The organism is Chelativorans sp. AA-79 (assembly GCF_029457495.1).
Classification (GTDB): domain Bacteria; phylum Pseudomonadota; class Alphaproteobacteria; order Rhizobiales; family Rhizobiaceae; genus Chelativorans.
In genome coordinates this window covers 840612-859114 of the sequence record NZ_CP120361.1, presented here as the reverse complement: position 1 = coordinate 859114, position 18503 = coordinate 840612, and the positions used below count along the sequence as shown (strand labels likewise).

Here is an 18503-nt window from a genome sequence, read left to right as displayed (position 1 = left end):
CATGCGCTGGCTGAAAGTGCCAAGCTGGCCAGCGATCGTCATCGGGGTCGTCATCGCCGTGATTGGAGGTCTTTTCCTGGGTGCCGTCTTCGTACTTTCCGGCGTCTACAACGTCGCCGCCTCCCAAGAGCACTTCGGCATCACCAACGCGATCATCCGTCTGACGCTCCGCCGCTCGGTGGATGTGCACAGCATCACGACCGACGTGCCGGATCTGTCGGACGAGGGTCTGGCGGCCCTCGGCGCCAGGCATTTCGCGCTAGGCTGCGCGGCCTGCCACGGCTCCCCCGCCTCCGCGCAGAATCCGGTCGTCGCGGAGATGTATCCCGCGCCGCCGCCCCTTTCGGAGGCGGTGGAGGACTGGGACACGGAAGAGCTGTTCTGGATCGTCAAGCACGGGCTGAAATTCACGGGCATGCCTTCCTGGCCCGCGCTCGAGCGGGACGAGGAGGTCTGGGCACTGGTGGCCTTCCTGGAGCGCCTGCCGGAGACCGACGCCGAGGACTACGCGGCCCTGGCCGGCCTGGAGAATACGCGCAGCAAGGCCAGCCTGGAATTCGGCGCAGGCAGTGCCGGCCAGGAAAGCACGCTGGCCCTTTGCACCAATTGCCACGGAAGCGCGGAGGAGCCGCCCGTCCATCCTCTCGTGCCCGCACTCGAGGGCCAGAAGCAGCCCTATCTTCTGCGCGCGCTGGAGGAGTATGCCGCGCGCAAACGCCCGAGCGGCATCATGCAGGCGGTCGCCGAGGCGCTCGATCCGCAGCAAATGGAAACCCTCGCGCGGGCCTATTCGCTGCAGGCGATGACGCGCGACCGGTCCGCCGCGCTCGACGCGCAGGCGGTCGCGCGCGGTGAGGAGATCGCCCTGAACGGCGTGCGCGCCGACGACGTCCCCGCCTGCTCTTCCTGTCACCGTGCCGATACGTCCGGTCAGTTCCCGCGCCTCGACGGTCTTTCGGCCGAGTACATCTCCACGCAGCTGTCGCTCTTCCGCAACGGCATCCGCGACGGCTCCACCTATAGCGCCATCATGATGCCCATCGCCCGCCGGCTGAGCGACCGGCAAATAGAGGACCTCACCGCCTACTATGCCTCCCGTACACGGCAGCCGTCCGTCAGCGCCTCGCGTGGCTCGGGAGCCTTCCCATGAGGAGGACGAGGGGGCGATTCCGGCGGGCGTGCCTTCTTCTGCCGTTCGCGGCGTTGGCGGGATGCTCCGGCGTCCAATCGGTCCTGTCGCCCAGCGGCGTGGAAGCACTGCGGATCGACCCGCTGTTCTGGATGGCGACGGGGGTCAGCGCGGCCGTCACGCTGATGGTGGTCGTGCTCGTGGCGGTGGCGCTCTACGGGCCGGCGCGCTGGAGAGCACGTCTGGGAGGCGACCGTGTCGTCATCGGCGGGGGCATCGTCCTGCCGATCGTCGTGCTCACCGGCCTTTTCGCCTATGGCCTCTTCGTAATGCAGGCGGGAGCCGTGCGCGCCGAGCAGGATGGCGGGACGACGGTGACCGTTACCGGAAAGCTCTGGTGGTGGGAGGTCGTCTACGAGGGACCGGATGGCGAAGAGGTGCTGAGCGCCAACGAGCTGCGCCTGCCCGTCGGCCAGCCCGTCCGCCTGCGGCTCGAATCGGACAACGTCATCCATAGTTTATGGGCGCCGCAGATCGCCGGCAAGCTCGACATGATCCCCGGCCGCACCAACGAGGTGGTCTTCGAGGCCACCGAACCCGGCATCAGCCGCGGCCAATGCGCCGAATATTGCGGCGGCGCCCACGCGCTCATGGCCTTTTACGTCGTGGCCATGCCGCCGGAGGAGTATGAAGCGTGGCTGGCGCGCGAGGCGGGTGCGGCCCCGGAACCCGCGACCGAGCAACAGGCGCGCGGGCGCGAGATTTTCATGGAGCACGGCTGCGGCGGCTGCCATCAGGTGCGCGGAACCGGGGCGCAAGGCCTCATCGGTCCCGACCTCACCCATGTGGGCAGCCGCATGTCGCTCGCCGCCGGCATCATGCCGAACGACGAGGAGGCCTTCGCGCGCTGGATAAGCGAGAACCAGCACATCAAGCCGGAGAACAAGATGCCGCCCTTCCGCCAGTTTTCCGAAGAGGAGCTTTCCGCCCTTGCCGCCTATCTGGACAGCCTGGAGTAGACGATGAGCGAGGCCAAGGAGCTTCCCAACAAAGCCCCGCGCCCGGAAGGCGAATTGGAGGAGCTCGAGCGCGTCTGGAAGATCCCCATGGGCTTCCGGATGATCTCGGCGGTCAACAACCAGGTGATCGGCATCCTCTATGTCGGCATCGCCTTCCTGTTCTTCCTGCTTGCCGGCATCCTCGGCCTCATCATGCGCACGCAACTTGCCGTGCCGGAAAACGACCTCGTCAGCCAGGATTTCTACAACCAGATTTTCACCGTGCACGGCACGACGATGATGTTCCTCTTCGCCGTACCGGTGGTGGAGGCACTCGGCGTCCTCCTCCTGCCGCAGATGCTGGCCGCACGCGACCTGCCCTTCCCGCGGCTCTCCGCCTTCGCCATCTGGGCCTATATCGTAGGCGGGCTCGTCTTCTTCTCCACGGTCTTCTACGATCTCGCGCCCAAAGGCGGATGGTTCATGTATCCGCCGCTGACGCTGAAGGAGTTTTCGCCCGGCGATAATGCGGATTTCTGGCTGCTCGGCATCGGATTCATCGAGATATCCGCGATTGCCGGCGCCATCGAGATCGTCGTCGGCACGCTGAGGACGCGCCCGCCGGGCATGTCGCTCACGCGCATGCCCATCTTCGCCTGGGCGATGCTGATCTTCGCCGCCATGATCATGATCGCCTTCCCGGCGGTGATCCTGGGCACCATGCTGCTCGAGATCGAGCGCTCCTTCGGTTGGCCGTTCTTCACGGCGGCAAAGGGGGGAGACCCGCTTCTGTGGCAGCATCTCTTCTGGTTCTTCGGCCACCCGGAGGTCTACATCATCTTCCTGCCGGCGGCGGGGCTCGTCTCCATGATCGTCCCCACGATGGCGCGGCATCCGCTGGTGGGCTACCGGCTCATCGTCGTGGCGCTCATCGGCACCGGCTTTTTCTCCTTCGGCCTGTGGGTGCACCACATGTTCACCACCGGCATCCCGTCGCTCAGCCTTGGTTTCTTCTCGGCGGCCAGCATGGCCGTGGCGATACCCTCCGGCATCCAGGTCTTCTCCTGGATTGCCACCATGGCATCCAGCAGGGAGCGCTTCCGCCTCACCACGCCCTCGCTTTTCATCCTGGGTTTCCTGTTCATCTTCACCGTGGGCGGGGTGACGGGCGTGATGGTGGCGCTGGTGCCGATCGATTTCCAGGTGCACGACACCTATTTCGTCGTTGCCCACTTCCACTATGTGCTGATCGGCGGCATGGTTTTCCCGCTCTTTGCCACCTTCTACTACTGGGTGCCTGCATTCAGCCGGAACATGCTGTCCGAGCGGCTTGGCCGCTGGGTCTTCTGGCTGATGTTCATCGGCTTCAACGTCACCTTCTTCCCCATGCACATCACCGGGCTCGTCGGCATGCCGCGGCGGGTGTGGACCTATCCGGAAGGCCTCGGCTGGGACACGCTCAACATGGTCTCGACCGCAGGCTCCTATATCCTAGCGGCGGGCATCGCCCTCTTCGTGATCGATCTCTTCCGGCGCTTCCGGCCGACGGTCTCGGGTGGGGTCGATGATCCATGGGGGGCCGGCACGCTGGAGTGGCTCCCGGCCGGCGCCTATTCCGCCCGCAGCATCCCCTTCATCACAAGCCGCGATCCCCTGTGGGAGCAGCCAGGCCTGGCACGCGAGGTCGAGCAAGGACTCCACTTCTTGCCCGGAGCACCGACCGGCGGGCGCGAAACCATCGTCACGAGCCCGGTGGACGCCAAGCCGCAATACATCATCCGCATGCCCGGCGCGGGCTGGTCGCAGCTGATCGCGGCGGTCTTCATGGCCGGCTTCTTCCTGCTGCTCACCATCAAGCTGGTCGTGCCGGCGCTCGTCTGCAGCCTGGTCATGATCGTGGCCTGCTTCGTCTGGGGCTGGAAGCTGGACCATGGGCCCGAGATCGGGCCCGTCGACATCGGCGCGGGTATTCGCCTGCCCACCTACATGGCAGGGCCGAAGTCCCATGCCTGGTGGGCGATGATGGTGCTCATTCTGGTCGCCTCCTCGCTCTACATCGCCTATATCTTCTCCTATCTCTATCTCTGGATCGTTTCGCCGGAGGTCTGGGCGCCGCGGGGCTCGCCCGATCTGCCGGGTCGCGTGTGGCCCTTGGGCACAGCGCTTCTCATTGTCGCCGGCACTCTTGCGATCGCAATCGTCCGCAAATGGCTGCCGGATCCGGGGCGCAGGCAGGCGGGCGTTCCCCTGCTGCTGGCCATCGGCGCGATCTGCCTGGCGGGCGCTTTCACGGCCGAGATCCTCGGCCACTGGATGACGGGCCTGCGCCCGATGCAGAACGCTTACGGTGCCATGGTCTATATGGCCAGCGTGATCAATTTCCAGGTCGTCTTTGCCTGCGTCATTCTCGCCGGCTTCGCCATCGCGCGCTATCTGACGGGCAAGCTCGACCGTGAGCGCCGCGTCAACTACGAGAACGCGGCCCTGCTCAGCTATTACGCCGCCGCGCAGATGCTGCTCGGCCTGGCGCTTGTGCACGGCTTTCCGCGCCTGACGGGATAGGAGGTTCGATGAGCGAACTGGACCGGATGCGCAATCCGAACGAGGGGGCCGGCGCGGTCGCCGTCCTTCTCTACATCACGGTCGGCCTGTTTCTTTGGGGGCTGCATCTCACCATCGTCTATGCCGCGCATACGGCGATCTGCGCGCTCGCGGCCGCACCCGCAGCCGCCACCGTGACGATCGCAGCGGTCACAGTCCTCCTCGCGCTGCCGCTTGCAGCCATCCTCTTCAACCAGCGCCGTTTCGCGCGGCTTCTGGGCATCGGGGAAACGGTCACCGAGCCGAGGATATATGACGCCATCTCCTTCTTCGTGAACCTCCTCTCCCTGGTGGGAATCCTCTGGTCGGGCCTTGCCGTGGCGATGCTTTCCTCCTGTATTCTGGCCCGCTGAAAAGTGCCGGAAGCCGACGGAACCAAGTGCCCCGAAGCGGATTGGAAACGGGACATCGGGCCGTAACGGCCGCAGGAGAACAAGGAAATGTCCAACCGGGAACGCAAGATAGACCGCCTGTCGCGGGAGCAGACCAACGACTTCCTCCGACGATCCTCCCTCACTTACCTGGAATGCTGCGTCAGCCTGATGCTGACGCATCTGACCCGAGAAGAAGTCGCCACCATCCTGGAGCAGGAAGCCCACATGGTGCGCGAGCTCGGCTGAGCGCCTGCACGAAATCGCACTCCGGACAGGGAACACCCCAACGGTGGCATCCGTTGGGTCTCTGAGGACCGCTGGTAGAGGCCGCGAGTCCGGATGAAATTCTTGAGATGCGAGGTTACCATGAAAGTGAGCGAGATGATGACGCGGGACGTCCGCGTTGCCAACCCCGACGATACCATTCAGCAGGCCGCCCGCATCATGGCGGAGATCGACGCCGGTTCCCTGCCCGTCGGCGACAATGACAGGCTGGTCGGCATGCTCACCGACCGCGACATCGCGGTGCGGGCCATAGCCCAGGGGCAAGGTCCCGATTGCCGCGTGGGCGATATCATGACGCGGGACGTGAGATACTGCTTCGAGGACGAGGATACCGATCACGTGGCCCACAACATGGCCGACCAGCAGATCCGCCGCCTCCCGGTGGTCAGTCGCGACAAGCGCCTGGTCGGAATTCTTTCGCTGGGCGATCTCGCCTTCACCGAGGGCAAGCAGCCGGCCGGCGAGGCGCTCACAGGCATTTCACGGCCGGGTGGACGCCACACCCAGACAGGTGGCGACGGCGCCGCACGTGTCTGATCCGAACAAGGAGAGCCGCCATGGCTGACGACCGGAAAAGTAGGGGTCCCGAGGATGCTCACGAGGAAGCACCCGGACGCGCGGACGGCGACTGGGATGCCGTAAGAGGTGTGGAGACCGTTCCCGCACGCCCCAGTGACGGAAAAGACGTGCCTCTTGACCGTTCCGGCCGCGTGGATACGGACGAGCACTACGCGGAGGGGCAGGACAATCCCTATATGGAAAGTGACGATGCCCTTCCCGACGACGAGGAAGAGCGCGTCTTCCGCCGCAACAATGCGCGCGAGGGCGGCCGTTTCGACGAAACCTGAGCGTCAGCCGCCTGGGCGAGCGCTCGGGATCTGCTCCTGAGCGTCGCTCAGGATGCGGCGAAATTCGCTTTTCGCCGCAGCTTCGACGGCAAAGGCACCGCCTGATGGCACCGCGCCGGGATCCTCCTGATGATCCTGGAAAAGCGAGTGCGCCTCCAGCACTCGAAGAAGCCTGGAGGCGTGCTCGTCATAGCGTTCTTCCATCCGTGCCACATGTGCGATGAGAAAGGCCAGGGCCTCGCGCTGGGCCACCAGCCGTCCTTCGATTTCCTCGTTCGGCAACTCAGACAATGCTTCCTCCCTGCCTGCTGCGGTTCATTCCGCCGCCGCGCGCATGGTCTGCCGGCCATAGATGCGGTCCAGCACCTCCGCCACGTCCACGAACGCGTCGGCCTCCCGGTCGTAACCCGCATTCGCGGCGAGCCGCACGGCCCAGTCGATCGCGGCGCGCCCGCCCCAGTCGTCGGGCGGGGCGGCCAGCTGTTCGCGGGCGGTGCCGCGATAGCGTTCCGCCACGAAATCGTAGAATGAACCGTTCACATTGTGGAGCGCCAGGCCGCCCTCCGATCCGTAGAAGGCGGCGGCGATCTCGGCATCCTGCCCGGCGTGGAGGCGCCACGAGCAGGCGAGCCGCACGACCGTCCCCGGCTCCAGCGTCAAGGTCGCCACCGCGAAATCCTCTACGACCGAAGGGTCGGCGGGCAGGACTTCGCCGCCGGCGAAGAGATGGCTGGAAATGGCGCTCACCTTGGGAAAGCCGAGCGTCCACAGCGCAAGGTCCACCAGATGGACGCCGAGGTCAATCACGCAGCCGCCGCCGGAGAGCGCCGGGTCGTAGAACCAGGGCTTGTCCGGCCCATAAGCGTTGTGGAAAAGGAGATCGACCGCATGGACATGGCCGAGCCCGCCCCCCGCGACGATCGGACGAATCTGCCGCATCGCATGCGTATGGCGGTAGGAGAGGTCGAGTCCCAGGAGACGGTCGGCGGTTCTCGCCGCCTCCACGACCGCCCGAACCTCTTCACGGTTGCGGCCGAGCGGCTTCTGACAAAAGACCGCCACATCGCTGCCGAGCGCCTGCAGCACCTGCTGAGCGTGCTGCGCGCTTGGTGTTGCGATCACCACACCGTCGACGCCCTCCTCCAGAAGACCAGAAAGCCCCTTCACCGGCTTTGCTGCCGGCGCCAGCTTCAAGGCCTCCTTCAGACACGCTTTCGAGGGATCGGCCACCGCAGCCGCTTCGGCGACGCCGGCTTCGACCAGCGCCTTCATGCGGTTGCGGCCGATCCAGCCCATGCCTAGGAAGCCCAGGCGCGGCTTCTTGAGCGCCGCCCTGCGAGGATGATCGACCACGATCGTCATGGCATCCTCACCACCGCCTTGAGGAAGCCGTCCGGCCGGTCGCGCGTTGCATTGAGCGCGTCGTCCAGTCCCGAGAGCGGAAACATGTCGGTGATCAGCGGCATGGGGTCGAGCCTGCCGGAGAGGACCGCCTCGACGGCCTCCCGCATTCCCCGGATATAGGCCGCCGGATCGCGCTCATGCGCATTGACGACGTCGAAGCCCCGCCAGTTCCACAGCTGCATATTGATCTGCCGCGGCCCGTCCTGATGATAGCCCGCGACGATCAGCCTGCCGCCCTCCGCGGTCAGTTCGCCGGCGAGATCGAGCGGCCATGCCTTGCCGGTCGCCTCGATGACCCGCTCGCACAAGCGGCCCTCCGTCAGGGTGCCTACTTTCTCGATAATGGCGTGATGATCCTCCATGGGGATGGTCCGCGTCGCGCCCATCTGGCGCGCCATCCCCAGCGCGTATCCGCGCCGCGAGATGGCGATCACCTCGGCCCCGGCCTGCGTGGCGAGCCGGGTGAGGATGGCGCCCAGGAAACCCACCCCCACGATGGCGACCGTCTGGTCCGCCCGGATGTTGGCCCGGCGGAAGATGTTCATCGCGCAACCGAGCGGCTCCCCGGGCAGTGGCATATGCGCGAGCTCCGGCGGCAGGAGGACGGCCTGGCTCGCCTCGCCGACGTCGAATTCCGCATAGCTGTTCTGGAAAAGCGTGGTCACCGGCTGTCCCGGTTCGAGCCCCGTCACGCCCGGACCGACCGCATCGATCACGCCCCATCCCTCATGGCCGAGCGCGCCCGGCGCCGTCGGGAACGTCATCCATTCCGGCCCCGACCAGGGGCCGAGATTGGAGGCGCAGACGCCGCAGCCCGTCAGCCGCACACGGATCTGGCCGTCGCCGGGCTCCGGCACCGGCACGTCCTGGACCTCGATCGTCCCCGGGCCGGTGACGACGACTGCCTGCATGGTGGAGGGAGTGGAAGAGGAAGAGATGAAATTCGCGCGTTGGAGCGTTGTGGTCATTCCTGCCGCCTGGTGATTGGAGATTGCTCCTGATCAACAAGGAGAGCGCAACTTGGTTCCGCCGGCGGGTGGCATTCCGCTGGTCTTCAGGGGCCGGGGGCCCTCGCGCCTCGTGACCCAACGTCAGGAATTTTCGAAGGTTCCGCCCAGGGCTGGTTTACAGGCAATCGGGCCGGGCGCCGCGCTGCGAGGGAACAACGGGGCACATGCCCCGGTTCTGGAGAAAAGACGAGTCAGGAGCGGTCATGTCCATGTCCAGGAAGGAAGAGAAGAAGCCCGTGAAGGGCACGCCCACGCCCGCCGATCGGGAAGTGTTGAGGAGAGCCGGCGAGCCCGTATCCGGAGAAGCGCCGGATGCCGGCGGGTTCGAAGGCAACGAAACGATCAAGCCCGTCGATCTCTCGTTGCACGGCGATGGAATAACCGATTGGCAGGACGAACCGATGTCCGCGCGCAAAAGGCACCGCGAGCGCGAAGAGGAGAGGACCCTCAAGAAGAAGGGTGGCTGAAGCGGGTTCCGGGCGTTTCAGCCGGCAAGCTGCGGGAAAAGCCCCAACACACCGATGAGGATGAGGTAGAACGCCACGATATAGTTCAGCAGCCGCGGCATGATCAGGATGAGGATGCCGGCGATCAGGGAAACGAGCGGCGTAAGTCCGAATTCCATCATCATGGTTCACCTTTCAGCTTTGTTTCGGCCGGTCAGGCCGCGTGCATGAGATATTTGGCGGTCGGCAGGATGGTGAGTGGGGCGAGTTCGCCGTACCGGGGCCGATCGAACAACATGCGGCGTTCGCTCGCGGTCGATCCGAAGAACGGAAAGCGGTCCAGTGAAAGCTGCGCGCTGACATCGTAGCGCGTTTCGTACAGATAGATCGGCATCGTGAACGGCGGATAGAGGCGCGGTTCGCAAACTGCAGCCGAATCGAAGCTCCGGTTGTAGAAGGCCGTGTGCTCCTCCCGGATCATCGAGATGCAGCCGGTCGTCTGGAAACGCACCGTCGCGATGAAGGCCAGGCGAAGGGTGATGTAGGGGAGGACGCGCGAGCTTTTCGTCACCTCGGGATCCGTGGCGAGCCGGCTGGGGTCGATGAAGGTGTCCCCGCGATCGAGACGCGGCTGCAACACGTCCTTGAACACCGTCATCGTCGGCGCGTAGGGCATTTCCCGGGTAAGATAGTGGAGGCGGATCGTGCTGATGAGCTCGTTGTCCATGAAGACACCGAACTTGTAGCAGTTCGGCGTATTGTCGAGATCGTCGACCATCCGCTCGTCGGCGGATTCGGTGAGCAGCAGCCCATGGTGGCGAAAGGATTTGTAACGGAGCTTGTAGATCGCCTCCAGATCCTCGCCGCGATCACAGCGGCGGTATTCGATGCGGTCGAGAAGCGACATCGCCGTCCGCGTGAACGCCGAGGATTCATTGCCAACTCGCCTGGTCGGGATGGGATTCGACATACTTTCCGATGACATGGGCGCCCGCCTTCGCACACTAGTAGCAACAGCTCAGCATAACAGATGAAAAAAGAATAAAATCTAACATCACCGGTAACCCCTCATTAACCTTAAATTGGGGCGAAAGACCCTGCCTTCAAGCGCAGGTTCAGTGGCCGGTTGGTTTTGCGTGATGGTCCTGCTTGAGCTTCGCGGCGATCGCCGAGCGCGACGGCGTGTCGAAGCCGGCGAGAGACCAGGTGTGGGCGGACATCGTCTTGATGCCCGAAGACGTGAGGGCAGAACCGAAGAGAAAGCCCTGCACGAAGTCCGCCTGCACGCTCGAAGCGAGGATCTTCAGCTGGCCGAAGGTCTCGACACCTTCCACGGTGACGGCCAGGCCGAGATTCTTGGACAGGTCCACCACCCCCGTGAGCAGGCGAAGCGAGCGCTTGTTGTTGGTCACGTCGGCGAGGAAGCTGCCGTCGATCTTGACCTTGTCGAGCGGCAGCCGATGGAGGTAGCTGAGGCTGGAATAGCCCGTGCCGAAGTCGTCGAGCGCTATTCCCACGCCAAGCTGCTTCAGCGCCTCCAGATAGCCTCGGGTAGCGATATGGTCGTCGAGCAGCGTGGTTTCGGTGACCTCGATTTCCAGGCGGCGAGGATCGAGCTGCGCCTTCGAGAGCGCCTCGCGTACCGTTTCCACGACGGAGCCACTGTAGAAGTCCTTGGCCGAGAGATTGACGGAAACGCAGAGATGGGAGGGCCACTGGGCGCATTGCCCGCAGGCTTCCTGCAGCACGAACGCGCTGATTTCGGATATCAGGCCCATCTCCTCGGCGAGCGGGATGAAGACTGCCGGAGAGACGGCGCCAAGCTCGGCATGGTCCCATCGGCACAGCGCTTCGCAACTGGAGATCTGCATCGTGCTGAGATCGATGATCGGCTGGAAGACGACCCGCAACGCCTTCGTCTCGACCGCTGTCCTGAGATCCGCCTTCATCGTCTGCCGATGGCGGAAGGCGGCATCCATCTCGGTCTCGAACACGCGCCAGCCGTTCTTCCCCTCCTCCTTCGCCTTGTAGAGGGCGAGGTCGGCCTTCACGATCATCGCATCGACACTGTTCTCCCCGACGGACGAAAGAACGCCGCCGCCGCTGACCTGGATGCGCAGGATGTGCCCGGCCACGTCCACCTCGCCACGCAGGCTCTCGAAAACCTCGCAGGAGCGCCGGGTGAAATCCTCCTCGTTCTCCACCTGATTGAAAAAGATCATGAACTCGTCGCCGCCGAACCGGCTGACCTTGACGTCGTCGCCCGCGAAGGAGGCGAGTTTCTCGGCGACGGCATAGATGAGGCCGTCGCCGACCGGATGCCCCAACGTGTCGTTGATGCTCTTGAAATCGTCGAGATCGAAAACAGAAAGTCCACAGAGCCTCGTCTGGTCGCCCGTCGCCATCATCTCGGCGATGACGTCGTGAAAATAGGCTCTGTTCGGCAGGCCGGTCAGGCTGTCGTACCTGGCCATGTAGCGGATCTTCTCCTCCGCTTCGACGCGCTGCGTCACCTCCTCGAAGGTGAGCACCTTGAGCTCGTCCCGGCCCGCGCGCGCGGAGAATTCGAGATAGCGCCGGTCCGCGAGCCTCAGGAGCACCTTCCGGTCGCGCCCCCGCCGCAAGGCTTCCGTCAAGAGGTTCTCCGCGTATTTGGAATCCTTCTTGTTGAGCATTCCGGCCGCCACGCCGCGCATCAGAAGCGTCTTGAGCGTCCGCCCGATCATCTTGTCGGCCGAGGAAAAGCCCATGATGTCGGCGGCCTGGGCATTGGCGACGACCACCTTGCCGTCGGTGCCGAACATGACCAGTCCGTGGGACATCGTGTTCAGCGCCCGGTCGAAACGCTGTGCCAGCCGGCGCGACCGGTTGCCCTGGATGATCGCATCGAACAGCACGGTCTGGACGTTGTTCGACATCTTCCTGAGAACGAAGATGAAGGGGATCAGATAGAGCCCGAGAATGATGAACTGATAGCCTCCTCTCAGGATCATCCCTGCGGCCATCGGAACGACGATCGCCAGGGACTGCAGCAGCACCATCTTCTTCGACCCGTAGTTCCGGCCGACGATGGTGATCGTGGACCCCATGACGACGGTGACGGCACCGATTTCGCCGAAGACGTCGGGCCGATAGTAGAGGGTCACGAAGCTGAACAGCCCCATGGTGAGGGCCTGAAAGAAGCCTGTGTAGAGGTAGCTCACCTCCCAGCGGCGCGCCTCCTCATAGGTCGTGATCTGCGCCTTCTTCCCACCGGAAATGTTGAAATACCGGACGATGCCGGCGATCAGGAGCACCACGGCAAACCAGAGATAGATTGGTTCGCGCGAACTCGTATAGACAAGGATGGCGAGCAGGCAGTGGCAGACGCCGCCGATCAGCAGCACTTCGCCCTCGTTGAACAACGAGCGCACGAAGCCGACATAGACCTCTTCAGGTATGCCCGGTTTGCTTTTTCTCACGGCATCAACCCATTGCCCCGGCTCTCCCATCGCATAGCCGAATTAAGAAAACTTTATAACTGAAAAAGAGGATAAAGTTAGGTTCAGCCGAAGGGACTACTCCGCGGCCGCCTGCAACCGGGGGTCGGGGCTGGCGGTCTGCAGCCTTTGGAGGAGCCGCTCCCGCTCTTCGGCCGCTTTCCGGGCGTTCGCCTCCTTCACATGGCCGAAACCGCGGATGAGCGCGGGCACAGAGGCGAGCGCTGCCGCCGCTTCCTCGCGGTCCGGGGAGAGCATGTCTTCGATGAGGTCGAGATCAGCCTCGTATTGCCTGAGAAGCGCGCGTTCCATGCGCCGCTCGGCCGTGTAGCCGAACGGGTCGAACACGGTGCCGCGCAGCCCCTTGAGGCCGGCAAGCAGGGAGAAGGCCTTCAACATCCACTGCCCGTAGCGCGCTTTCTTCAGATGCCCCGCGCCGTCGCGCTTGGCGAAGACGGGCGGAGCCAGATGGAATTCAAGCCTGTCATAGCCTTCGAACTCGGCTGCGAGCTGGCGCCGGAAGGAGCCGTCCGTATAAAGCCGCGCCACCTCGTACTCGTCCTTGATCGCCATCAGCTTGAAAAGGTTGCGCGCGGCCGCCTCGGTGACCGCGGTGGAGCCGGGAACGGCCTTTTCCTCGGTCGCACGGAGCTTTGCGATTCGGGCGCGATAACGCTCGGCGTAAGTTTCGTCCTGATAGCCGGCGAGGAATTGCGCGCGCCGCTCTATGACCTCCTCCAGCGCCTGCGCGGACCCCTCCCGGCCGCCGGTGGCCGAGCGCGCCACCAGGTCGCGCACGAAGGCCGGCTCGTGCGCGGCGCGCCGGCCCCAGCGGAACGCCGCCACATTCATCTTCACCGCCTGTCCATTGAGCTCGATCGCCTTTTCGATCGCGTCTGCCGAGACCGGCAGGCCGCCTCGCTGATAGGCCATGCCCAGCATGAACATGTTGGCGCCGATGGAGTTGCCGAAAAGCACGGAGGCGGTCTGCGTGGCGTCGAAGAAGTGCGCCTTGTCCTCGCCGGCGGCCTTGCGCACCGCCCGCTTCAGGCTCTCCACCGGCAGCATGAAATCGGCCGAGCGCGCAAAATCGCCCGGCATCACCTCCGCCGTGTTGGCGAGGAAAAGCGTATGGCCCTCGCGCACCGTCGAAAGCACCTTGCGCGAGCCGGAGACGACGAGATCGCAGCCGAGCACCAGGTCGGCCTTGCCGGCCGCCACATGGATGGAGTTGATGTCGGAGGGCCGCCGCGCGATCCTGAGATGGGAGAAGACGGCGCCGCCCTTCTGGGCGAGGCCCGCCATATCGATGATGCCCGAGCCCTTCCCTTCCAGATGCGCGGCCATGCCGAGCACGGCGCCGATCGTCACCACGCCCGTGCCGCCGATGCCGTCGACGATGCCAGACCAGCCGCGCTCGATGGGGAAGAGCGCGGGCTCCGGCACGCCCTGAAGCGGATCGATGTTGCCCGCCGCGCCGTCCACCTTCTTGAGCTTCGCGCCGTGCACGGTCACGAAGGAGGGGCAGAAACCGTTGAGGCAGGAGAAGTCCTTGTTGCAGCTCGACTGGTCGATGCGCCGCTTGCGGCCGAACTCCGTCTCGAGCGGCTGCACCGAGACGCAGTTGGACTTCACGCCGCAATCGCCGCAGCCCTCGCAGACGAGCTCGTTGATGATCACCCGCCTGTCGGGATCGGGAAAGGTGCCGCGCTTGCGCCGCCGGCGCTTCTCGGCCGCGCAGGTCTGGTCGTAGATGAGGACGGAGACGCCCTTCACTTCCCTGAGACCGCGCTGCACCTCGTCAAGGTCGTCGCGGTGGTGCACCGTCGTGCCGGCCGGGAAGCGCAGGACACCTTCGTACTTTTCCGGCTCGTCGCTGACGACCGCGATGCGCTTCACGCCCATCGCCCGCACTTCCTCGGCGATCTGGCCCATGCTGAGCCCGCCCTCGTGCGGTTGGCCGCCGGTCATTGCGACGGCGTCGTTGTAGAGGATCTTGTAGGTCATGTTGGCGCCGGCGGCGATGGCGAAGCGGATCGCCAGCGAGCCCGAATGGTTGAAGGTGCCGTCGCCGAGATTCTGGAAGAAGTGCTCGCGTTTCGAGAACGGCGCCTGGCCGATCCACTGCGCCCCCTCTCCGCCCATGGCGGTGAAGCCCACCGTGCCGCGGTCCATCCACAGCGCCATGAAATGGCAGCCGATGCCGCCGCCCGCGATCGAGCCTTCGGGCAGCTGCGTCGAGGTGTTGTGCGGGCAACCCGAGCAGAAATAGGGCATCCGGCTCGCCACGTCCTTGGTCTCCGCCAGCATCGCCTGGAACTGACGGAGCCTGGCGACGCGGCCGGTGATTTCCTCCGAAGGCCCGATCACCCGCAGGATGCGCTCGCCGATGGCGATCGCGATCTCGTTGGGATCGAGCGCCCCTTTCACCGGAAAGAGCTGCGCGCCGCGCTCGTCCTTCTTGCCGATGATGACGGGATGGTTGGCCGTGCCGTAGAGGTTCTCGCGCAGCTGCACCTCCAGCAGGGAGCGCTTCTCCTCCACCACGATCACCATCTCCAGCCCGCGCACGAAATCGGCCATGTGCTCGAAGTCGAAGGGCCACGGGCAGGCCACCTTGTAGAGCCGCAGGCCGAGTTGGGCCGCGCGCTCCTCGTCGATGCCGAGATCCTCGAGCGCCTGGCGGGTGTCCAGATAGCTGGTGCCGATCGTGACGATCCCGAGCTTTGCGTGCGGCCCGCCCGACCAGACGACGCGGTTGAGCCCGTTGGCTTTCACGAACGCCGCCGCCGCTGCGCGCTTATGATCGTGCAGCCGCTCCTCCTGGCCGAGCTGGTTCACCTCGTGGCGGATGTTCAGGCCGCCCGGCGGCATGTCGAACTCGGGGATCGCGATATCGAACCGGTCGAGCGCCACGTCCACGGACGCCGTCGATTCGATATTGTCCTTCACGCATTTGATGGCCGTCCAGGTGCCGGCGAAGCGTGACAGCGCATAGCCGTAGAGGCCGTAGTCGATCAGCTCCTGGACCCCGGCCGGGTTGAGGACCGGCACCATCGTGTCCACGAAGGCGAACTCGCTCTGATGCGCCACGGTGGAGGATTCGGCCGCGTGGTCGTCGCCCATCAGGGCAAGCACGCCGCCATGCTTGGAGGATCCCGCCATATTGGCGTGGCGGAAGACGTCGCCCGTGCGGTCGACGCCCGGCCCCTTGCCGTACCACAGGGCGAAGACGCCGTCATATCTGCCCTCGCCCAGAAGCTCCGTCTGCTGCGAGCCCCAGCACGCCGTCGCCGCCAGTTCCTCGTTGAGGCCGGGCTGGAAGACGATATTGGCCGCCGAAAGCTCCTTGCCCGCCTTCCACAGCTGATGGTCGATCCCGGCCACGGGCGAGCCGCGATAGCCCGAGATGAAGCCTGCCGTGTCGAGGCCGGCGCGCCTGTCGCGTTCGCGCTGCATCAGAAGCATGCGCACGATCGCCTGCGCCCCCGAAACGAAGATCCGCTCCTGGCCGAGATCGTATTTGTCGCCGAGCGACACCTCATGGAGCGTCATGCCGAGTTCCTCCGCGCGGTCTACCGCCGTGGCGAGCCCCAAGCGAAGGGCCGGAAAGCCCATTCGCCTGAATCATAATAGTTTTCGCGCACGCTGCGGCCAAATGAAATCGGGCCGCGGAAAAAAAGAGCAACACGAATATGTGAAGATGCCGTGGCCGGACATTTTATTAGCCGGAGCAGGCCCGGCCCGCACGAATCGGTCGATCCACGATCCGGGGATATGGAGCGGTCACACTTTTGCCTGCAATGCAAAGCTGCTAAGAACCCGGTCTCAAAAGTCGGCCGGCGTCAAATCAGCATGGTCAACATGCGCCGGGACGGGTCCCGGAATGCCGGCGGGGAGTGGAGTGAAGGGATGAAACCAAGAGGTGGTGGGCACGCCAAGGCGGCCCGATGGGGGGCGTCGCCGTGCGGATAATCGCCCTGGTCGTCCGCGCGATCAGCGATCTGAACCGGCTGGTTGGCAATCTCTTCTCCTGGCTTTCGCTCGCCATCGTGCTCGTCTGCTTCACGGTGGTCGTCCAGCGCTATGTCTTCTCCATCAGCTATGTCTGGATGCAGGATCTCTATGTCTGGCTGAACGGCGCGATGTTCACCGCCGTGGCCGGTTTCGCGCTCCTGCGCAACGACCATGTCCGCGTCGACATCTTCTACCGCCCGGCCGCCATCCGCACCAAGGCGATCGTGGACCTCATCGGCGTCGTGGTCTTCCTGCTGCCCTTCTGCTGGATCGTCCTTTACTATGGATGGCCTTTCGTCGCCCGCTCCTGGCGCATCTATGAAGGTTCGGCCAACCCGGCGGGCATGCCGGGCCTCTTCATCCTGAAGAGCTTCATCCTCGTCTTTGCAGGGTCCGTTGCACTGCAGGGCGTAGCTATGGCCTTGCGCAGCATTCTGGTTCTCGCCGGAAACGAAGAGCTTCTTCCCGAAGGGCTGCGCTATGAAGGCGACGGGGGTGCCCACTGATGGACCCGAAGCTGATCGGCGAGATCCTCGCGGGCCTGATGTTCTTCGGCATCATCGGCTTCCTCATGATGGGCTTTCCGGTAGCCTTCACGCTGGCCGGCGTGTCCCTGCTCTTCGGCGCGGTCGGCCTGTTCTTCGGCGTGTTCGACCCCTCCAATCTCGGCAGCCTGCCGCCGCGCTATGCCGGCTTCATGACCAATGAAGTGCTGGTTGCTGTCCCCCTCTTCATTTTCATGGGCGTCGTTCTGGAACGGTCCAAGATCGCCGAGCAACTGCTCCTCACCATGGGCAAGCTGTTCGGCAATCTGCGCGGCGGCCTGGGCATTTCGGTCGTCGTCGTGGGGGCGCTGCTCGCCGCCTCCACCGGTGTCGTGGGCGCGACGGTCGTTACCATGGGGCTGATTTCGCTGCCCGCCATGCTGCGTGCGGGCTACGACCCGAAGCTCGCCTCCGGCGTCATCTGCGCGTCCGGCACGCTTGGCCAGATCATCCCGCCGTCGACGGTGCTCATCTTCATGGGCGACATGCTGGCCGGCATCAATTCGCAGGTGCAGATGGCGAAGGGTAATTTCGCGCCTGCACCCGTCTCTGTGGGCGATCTCTTCGCCGGTGCTCTTCTGCCGGGCCTGCTCCTGGTCAGCCTCTATCTCGGCTGGATGATCTTCAAGGCCGTATTCCAGCCGGAGACCTGCCCTGCAACGCCGGTTCCGCCCGAGGAGCGGCAGCATCTGCTCCGTGAGGTGGTGGTGGCGCTCGTGCCGCCTCTGCTCCTCATCATTGCCGTGCTCGGCTCGATCCTGGGCGGCGTCGCCACGGCGACGGAAGCCGCTTCGGTGGGCGCCGTCGGGGCTATGGTGCTCGCCGCCCTCCGATGGCGCCTTTCCTTCCGCGTGCTGCGCGAGGCCGTCATCTCCACCGCGGCGATCACCTCGATGGTGTTCATCATCCTTCTCGGCGCGTCGGTCTTCTCGATCGTCTTCCGCCTGATGGGCGGCGACAATCTCGTGCACGAGTTCCTCGCCAATCTTCCGGGCGGCCAGTTGGCGCCGGTGATCGCCGTGATGCTCATCATGTTCCTGCTGGGCTTCATCCTCGACACATTCGAGATCATCTTCATCGTGATCCCGATCACCGCCCCCATCCTGCTTGCGCTCGATGTCGACCCGGTCTGGCTCGGCGTTCTGGTGGGCGTGAACCTGCAGACGAGCTTCCTCACCCCGCCTTTCGGCTTTTCGCTCTTCTACCTGCGGGGCGTGGCTCCTTCGAGCGTGTCGACCGGCATGATCTACAGGGGCATCATTCCCTTCGTCTTCCTTCAGTTCGTCGCAATTGCCATCATGCTGAGCTTTCCGGGGATCGCCACATGGCTGCCCCGCTGGATCTACGGCTGAGAAACGGAGTGACTG

The 18503-nt window shown here is 64.7% G+C and carries 17 protein-coding genes; 10 read left to right on the top strand and 7 right to left on the bottom strand.

What is annotated here, in order from left to right; all coding sequences use genetic code 11:
* Position 1 precedes the first annotated feature (1 nt).
* From PVE73_RS04345 to PVE73_RS04315, 7 genes are all read left to right on the top strand, one after another.
* Positions 2 to 1150, top strand: a complete 1149-nt coding sequence (locus PVE73_RS04345; RefSeq protein ID WP_277365765.1) for a c-type cytochrome — start codon at positions 2 to 4, stop codon at positions 1148 to 1150.
* Entirely contained in the window at positions 1147 to 2148 is a 1002-nt protein-coding gene (locus tag PVE73_RS04340) for a c-type cytochrome (protein WP_277365764.1), read from the top strand. Before PVE73_RS04345 ends, PVE73_RS04340 begins: the two co-directional genes overlap by 4 nt.
* Before the next feature lie 3 nt (positions 2149 to 2151).
* A complete protein-coding gene (gene ctaD, locus PVE73_RS04335) occupies positions 2152 to 4689 on the top strand; it encodes a cytochrome c oxidase subunit I (RefSeq protein ID WP_277365763.1) in 2538 nt (845 codons plus the stop codon).
* Positions 4690 to 4697: 8 nt separating this feature from the next.
* Positions 4698 to 5081, top strand: a complete 384-nt coding sequence (locus tag PVE73_RS04330) for a hypothetical protein (RefSeq protein WP_277365762.1) — start codon at positions 4698 to 4700, stop codon at positions 5079 to 5081.
* A gap of 87 nt (positions 5082 to 5168) precedes the next feature.
* Positions 5169 to 5348, top strand: coding sequence for a hypothetical protein (locus PVE73_RS04325; RefSeq protein WP_277365761.1), 180 nt, complete (start codon positions 5169 to 5171; stop codon positions 5346 to 5348).
* A gap of 120 nt (positions 5349 to 5468) precedes the next feature.
* Complete coding sequence (locus PVE73_RS04320) at positions 5469 to 5924, top strand: CBS domain-containing protein (protein WP_277365760.1); 456 nt, start codon at positions 5469 to 5471, stop codon at positions 5922 to 5924.
* A 20-nt stretch (positions 5925 to 5944) separates the two neighbouring features.
* Positions 5945 to 6235, top strand: coding sequence for a hypothetical protein (locus PVE73_RS04315; RefSeq protein ID WP_277365759.1), 291 nt, complete (start codon positions 5945 to 5947; stop codon positions 6233 to 6235).
* A gap of 3 nt (positions 6236 to 6238) precedes the next feature.
* Here PVE73_RS04315 and PVE73_RS04310 read toward each other — a convergent pair whose 3' ends face one another.
* From PVE73_RS04310 to PVE73_RS04300, 3 genes are read right to left on the bottom strand one after another with little or no spacing between them, the layout of a single operon-like run.
* Entirely contained in the window at positions 6239 to 6517 is a 279-nt protein-coding gene (locus PVE73_RS04310; protein ID WP_277365758.1) for a hypothetical protein, read from the bottom strand.
* A 33-nt stretch (positions 6518 to 6550) separates the two neighbouring features.
* Positions 6551 to 7597, bottom strand: coding sequence for a Gfo/Idh/MocA family oxidoreductase (locus PVE73_RS04305; RefSeq protein WP_277365757.1), 1047 nt, complete (start codon positions 7595 to 7597; stop codon positions 6551 to 6553).
* Entirely contained in the window at positions 7594 to 8607 is a 1014-nt protein-coding gene (locus PVE73_RS04300; RefSeq protein WP_277365756.1) for a zinc-binding dehydrogenase, read from the bottom strand. The genes PVE73_RS04305 and PVE73_RS04300 overlap by 4 nt, the downstream gene beginning before the upstream one ends.
* Before the next feature lie 245 nt (positions 8608 to 8852).
* Between PVE73_RS04300 and PVE73_RS04295 the strand changes: the two genes are divergently transcribed.
* Positions 8853 to 9116: a hypothetical protein gene (locus tag PVE73_RS04295; protein WP_277365755.1), complete on the top strand. Its 264-nt coding sequence runs from the start codon at positions 8853 to 8855 to the stop codon at positions 9114 to 9116.
* Between the two features lie 17 nt (positions 9117 to 9133).
* On the opposite strand, the gene PVE73_RS04290 is transcribed toward PVE73_RS04295, so the two are convergent.
* The 4 genes from PVE73_RS04290 to PVE73_RS04275 form a co-directional block, all read right to left on the bottom strand.
* Positions 9134 to 9280, bottom strand: a complete 147-nt coding sequence (locus PVE73_RS04290; RefSeq protein ID WP_277365754.1) for a DUF3096 domain-containing protein — start codon at positions 9278 to 9280, stop codon at positions 9134 to 9136.
* Positions 9281 to 9309: 29 nt separating this feature from the next.
* Positions 9310 to 10065 carry a hypothetical protein gene (locus PVE73_RS04285; protein ID WP_277365753.1) on the bottom strand — a complete coding sequence of 252 codons (756 nt, stop codon included), beginning with the start codon at positions 10063 to 10065 and terminating at the stop codon, positions 9310 to 9312.
* Between the two features lie 145 nt (positions 10066 to 10210).
* Positions 10211 to 12556, bottom strand: a complete 2346-nt coding sequence (locus tag PVE73_RS04280; protein ID WP_277365752.1) for an EAL domain-containing protein — start codon at positions 12554 to 12556, stop codon at positions 10211 to 10213.
* Between the two features lie 96 nt (positions 12557 to 12652).
* Complete coding sequence (locus PVE73_RS04275) at positions 12653 to 16129, bottom strand: indolepyruvate ferredoxin oxidoreductase family protein (RefSeq protein ID WP_277367345.1); 3477 nt, start codon at positions 16127 to 16129, stop codon at positions 12653 to 12655.
* 395 nt (positions 16130 to 16524) lie between these two features.
* Here PVE73_RS04275 and PVE73_RS04270 point away from each other — a divergent pair, with 395 nt between their 5' ends.
* A complete protein-coding gene (locus tag PVE73_RS04270; protein ID WP_277365751.1) occupies positions 16525 to 17097 on the top strand; it encodes a TRAP transporter small permease subunit in 573 nt (190 codons plus the stop codon).
* Positions 17097 to 18488, top strand: coding sequence for a TRAP transporter large permease subunit (locus tag PVE73_RS04265; RefSeq protein WP_277365750.1), 1392 nt, complete (start codon positions 17097 to 17099; stop codon positions 18486 to 18488). Before PVE73_RS04270 ends, PVE73_RS04265 begins: the two co-directional genes overlap by 1 nt.
* The last annotated feature ends 15 nt before the right edge of the window (positions 18489 to 18503 follow it).

Excerpts from the sequence above, each read along its gene's own strand:
- PVE73_RS04295 (WP_277365755.1), top strand. The coding sequence starts at position 8,853 with ATGTCCATGTCCAGGAAGGAAGAGAAGAAGCCCGTGAAGGGCACGCCC.
- PVE73_RS04325 (WP_277365761.1), top strand. The coding sequence starts at position 5,169 with ATGTCCAACCGGGAACGCAAGATAGACCGCCTGTCGCGGGAGCAGACC.
- PVE73_RS04275 (WP_277367345.1), bottom strand. The coding sequence starts at position 16,129 with ATGACGCTCCATGAGGTGTCGCTCGGCGACAAATACGATCTCGGCCAG.
- PVE73_RS04265 (WP_277365750.1), top strand. The coding sequence starts at position 17,097 with ATGGACCCGAAGCTGATCGGCGAGATCCTCGCGGGCCTGATGTTCTTC.
- PVE73_RS04290 (WP_277365754.1), bottom strand. The coding sequence starts at position 9,280 with ATGATGATGGAATTCGGACTTACGCCGCTCGTTTCCCTGATCGCCGGC.
- ctaD (WP_277365763.1), top strand. The coding sequence starts at position 2,152 with ATGAGCGAGGCCAAGGAGCTTCCCAACAAAGCCCCGCGCCCGGAAGGC.
- PVE73_RS04340 (WP_277365764.1), top strand. The coding sequence starts at position 1,147 with ATGAGGAGGACGAGGGGGCGATTCCGGCGGGCGTGCCTTCTTCTGCCG.
- PVE73_RS04345 (WP_277365765.1), top strand. The coding sequence starts at position 2 with ATGCGCTGGCTGAAAGTGCCAAGCTGGCCAGCGATCGTCATCGGGGTC.
- PVE73_RS04270 (WP_277365751.1), top strand. The coding sequence starts at position 16,525 with ATGGGGGGCGTCGCCGTGCGGATAATCGCCCTGGTCGTCCGCGCGATC.
- PVE73_RS04330 (WP_277365762.1), top strand. The coding sequence starts at position 4,698 with ATGAGCGAACTGGACCGGATGCGCAATCCGAACGAGGGGGCCGGCGCG.
- PVE73_RS04320 (WP_277365760.1), top strand. The coding sequence starts at position 5,469 with ATGAAAGTGAGCGAGATGATGACGCGGGACGTCCGCGTTGCCAACCCC.
- PVE73_RS04305 (WP_277365757.1), bottom strand. The coding sequence starts at position 7,597 with ATGACGATCGTGGTCGATCATCCTCGCAGGGCGGCGCTCAAGAAGCCG.
- PVE73_RS04315 (WP_277365759.1), top strand. The coding sequence starts at position 5,945 with ATGGCTGACGACCGGAAAAGTAGGGGTCCCGAGGATGCTCACGAGGAA.
- PVE73_RS04300 (WP_277365756.1), bottom strand. The coding sequence starts at position 8,607 with ATGACCACAACGCTCCAACGCGCGAATTTCATCTCTTCCTCTTCCACT.
- PVE73_RS04285 (WP_277365753.1), bottom strand. The coding sequence starts at position 10,065 with ATGTCGAATCCCATCCCGACCAGGCGAGTTGGCAATGAATCCTCGGCG.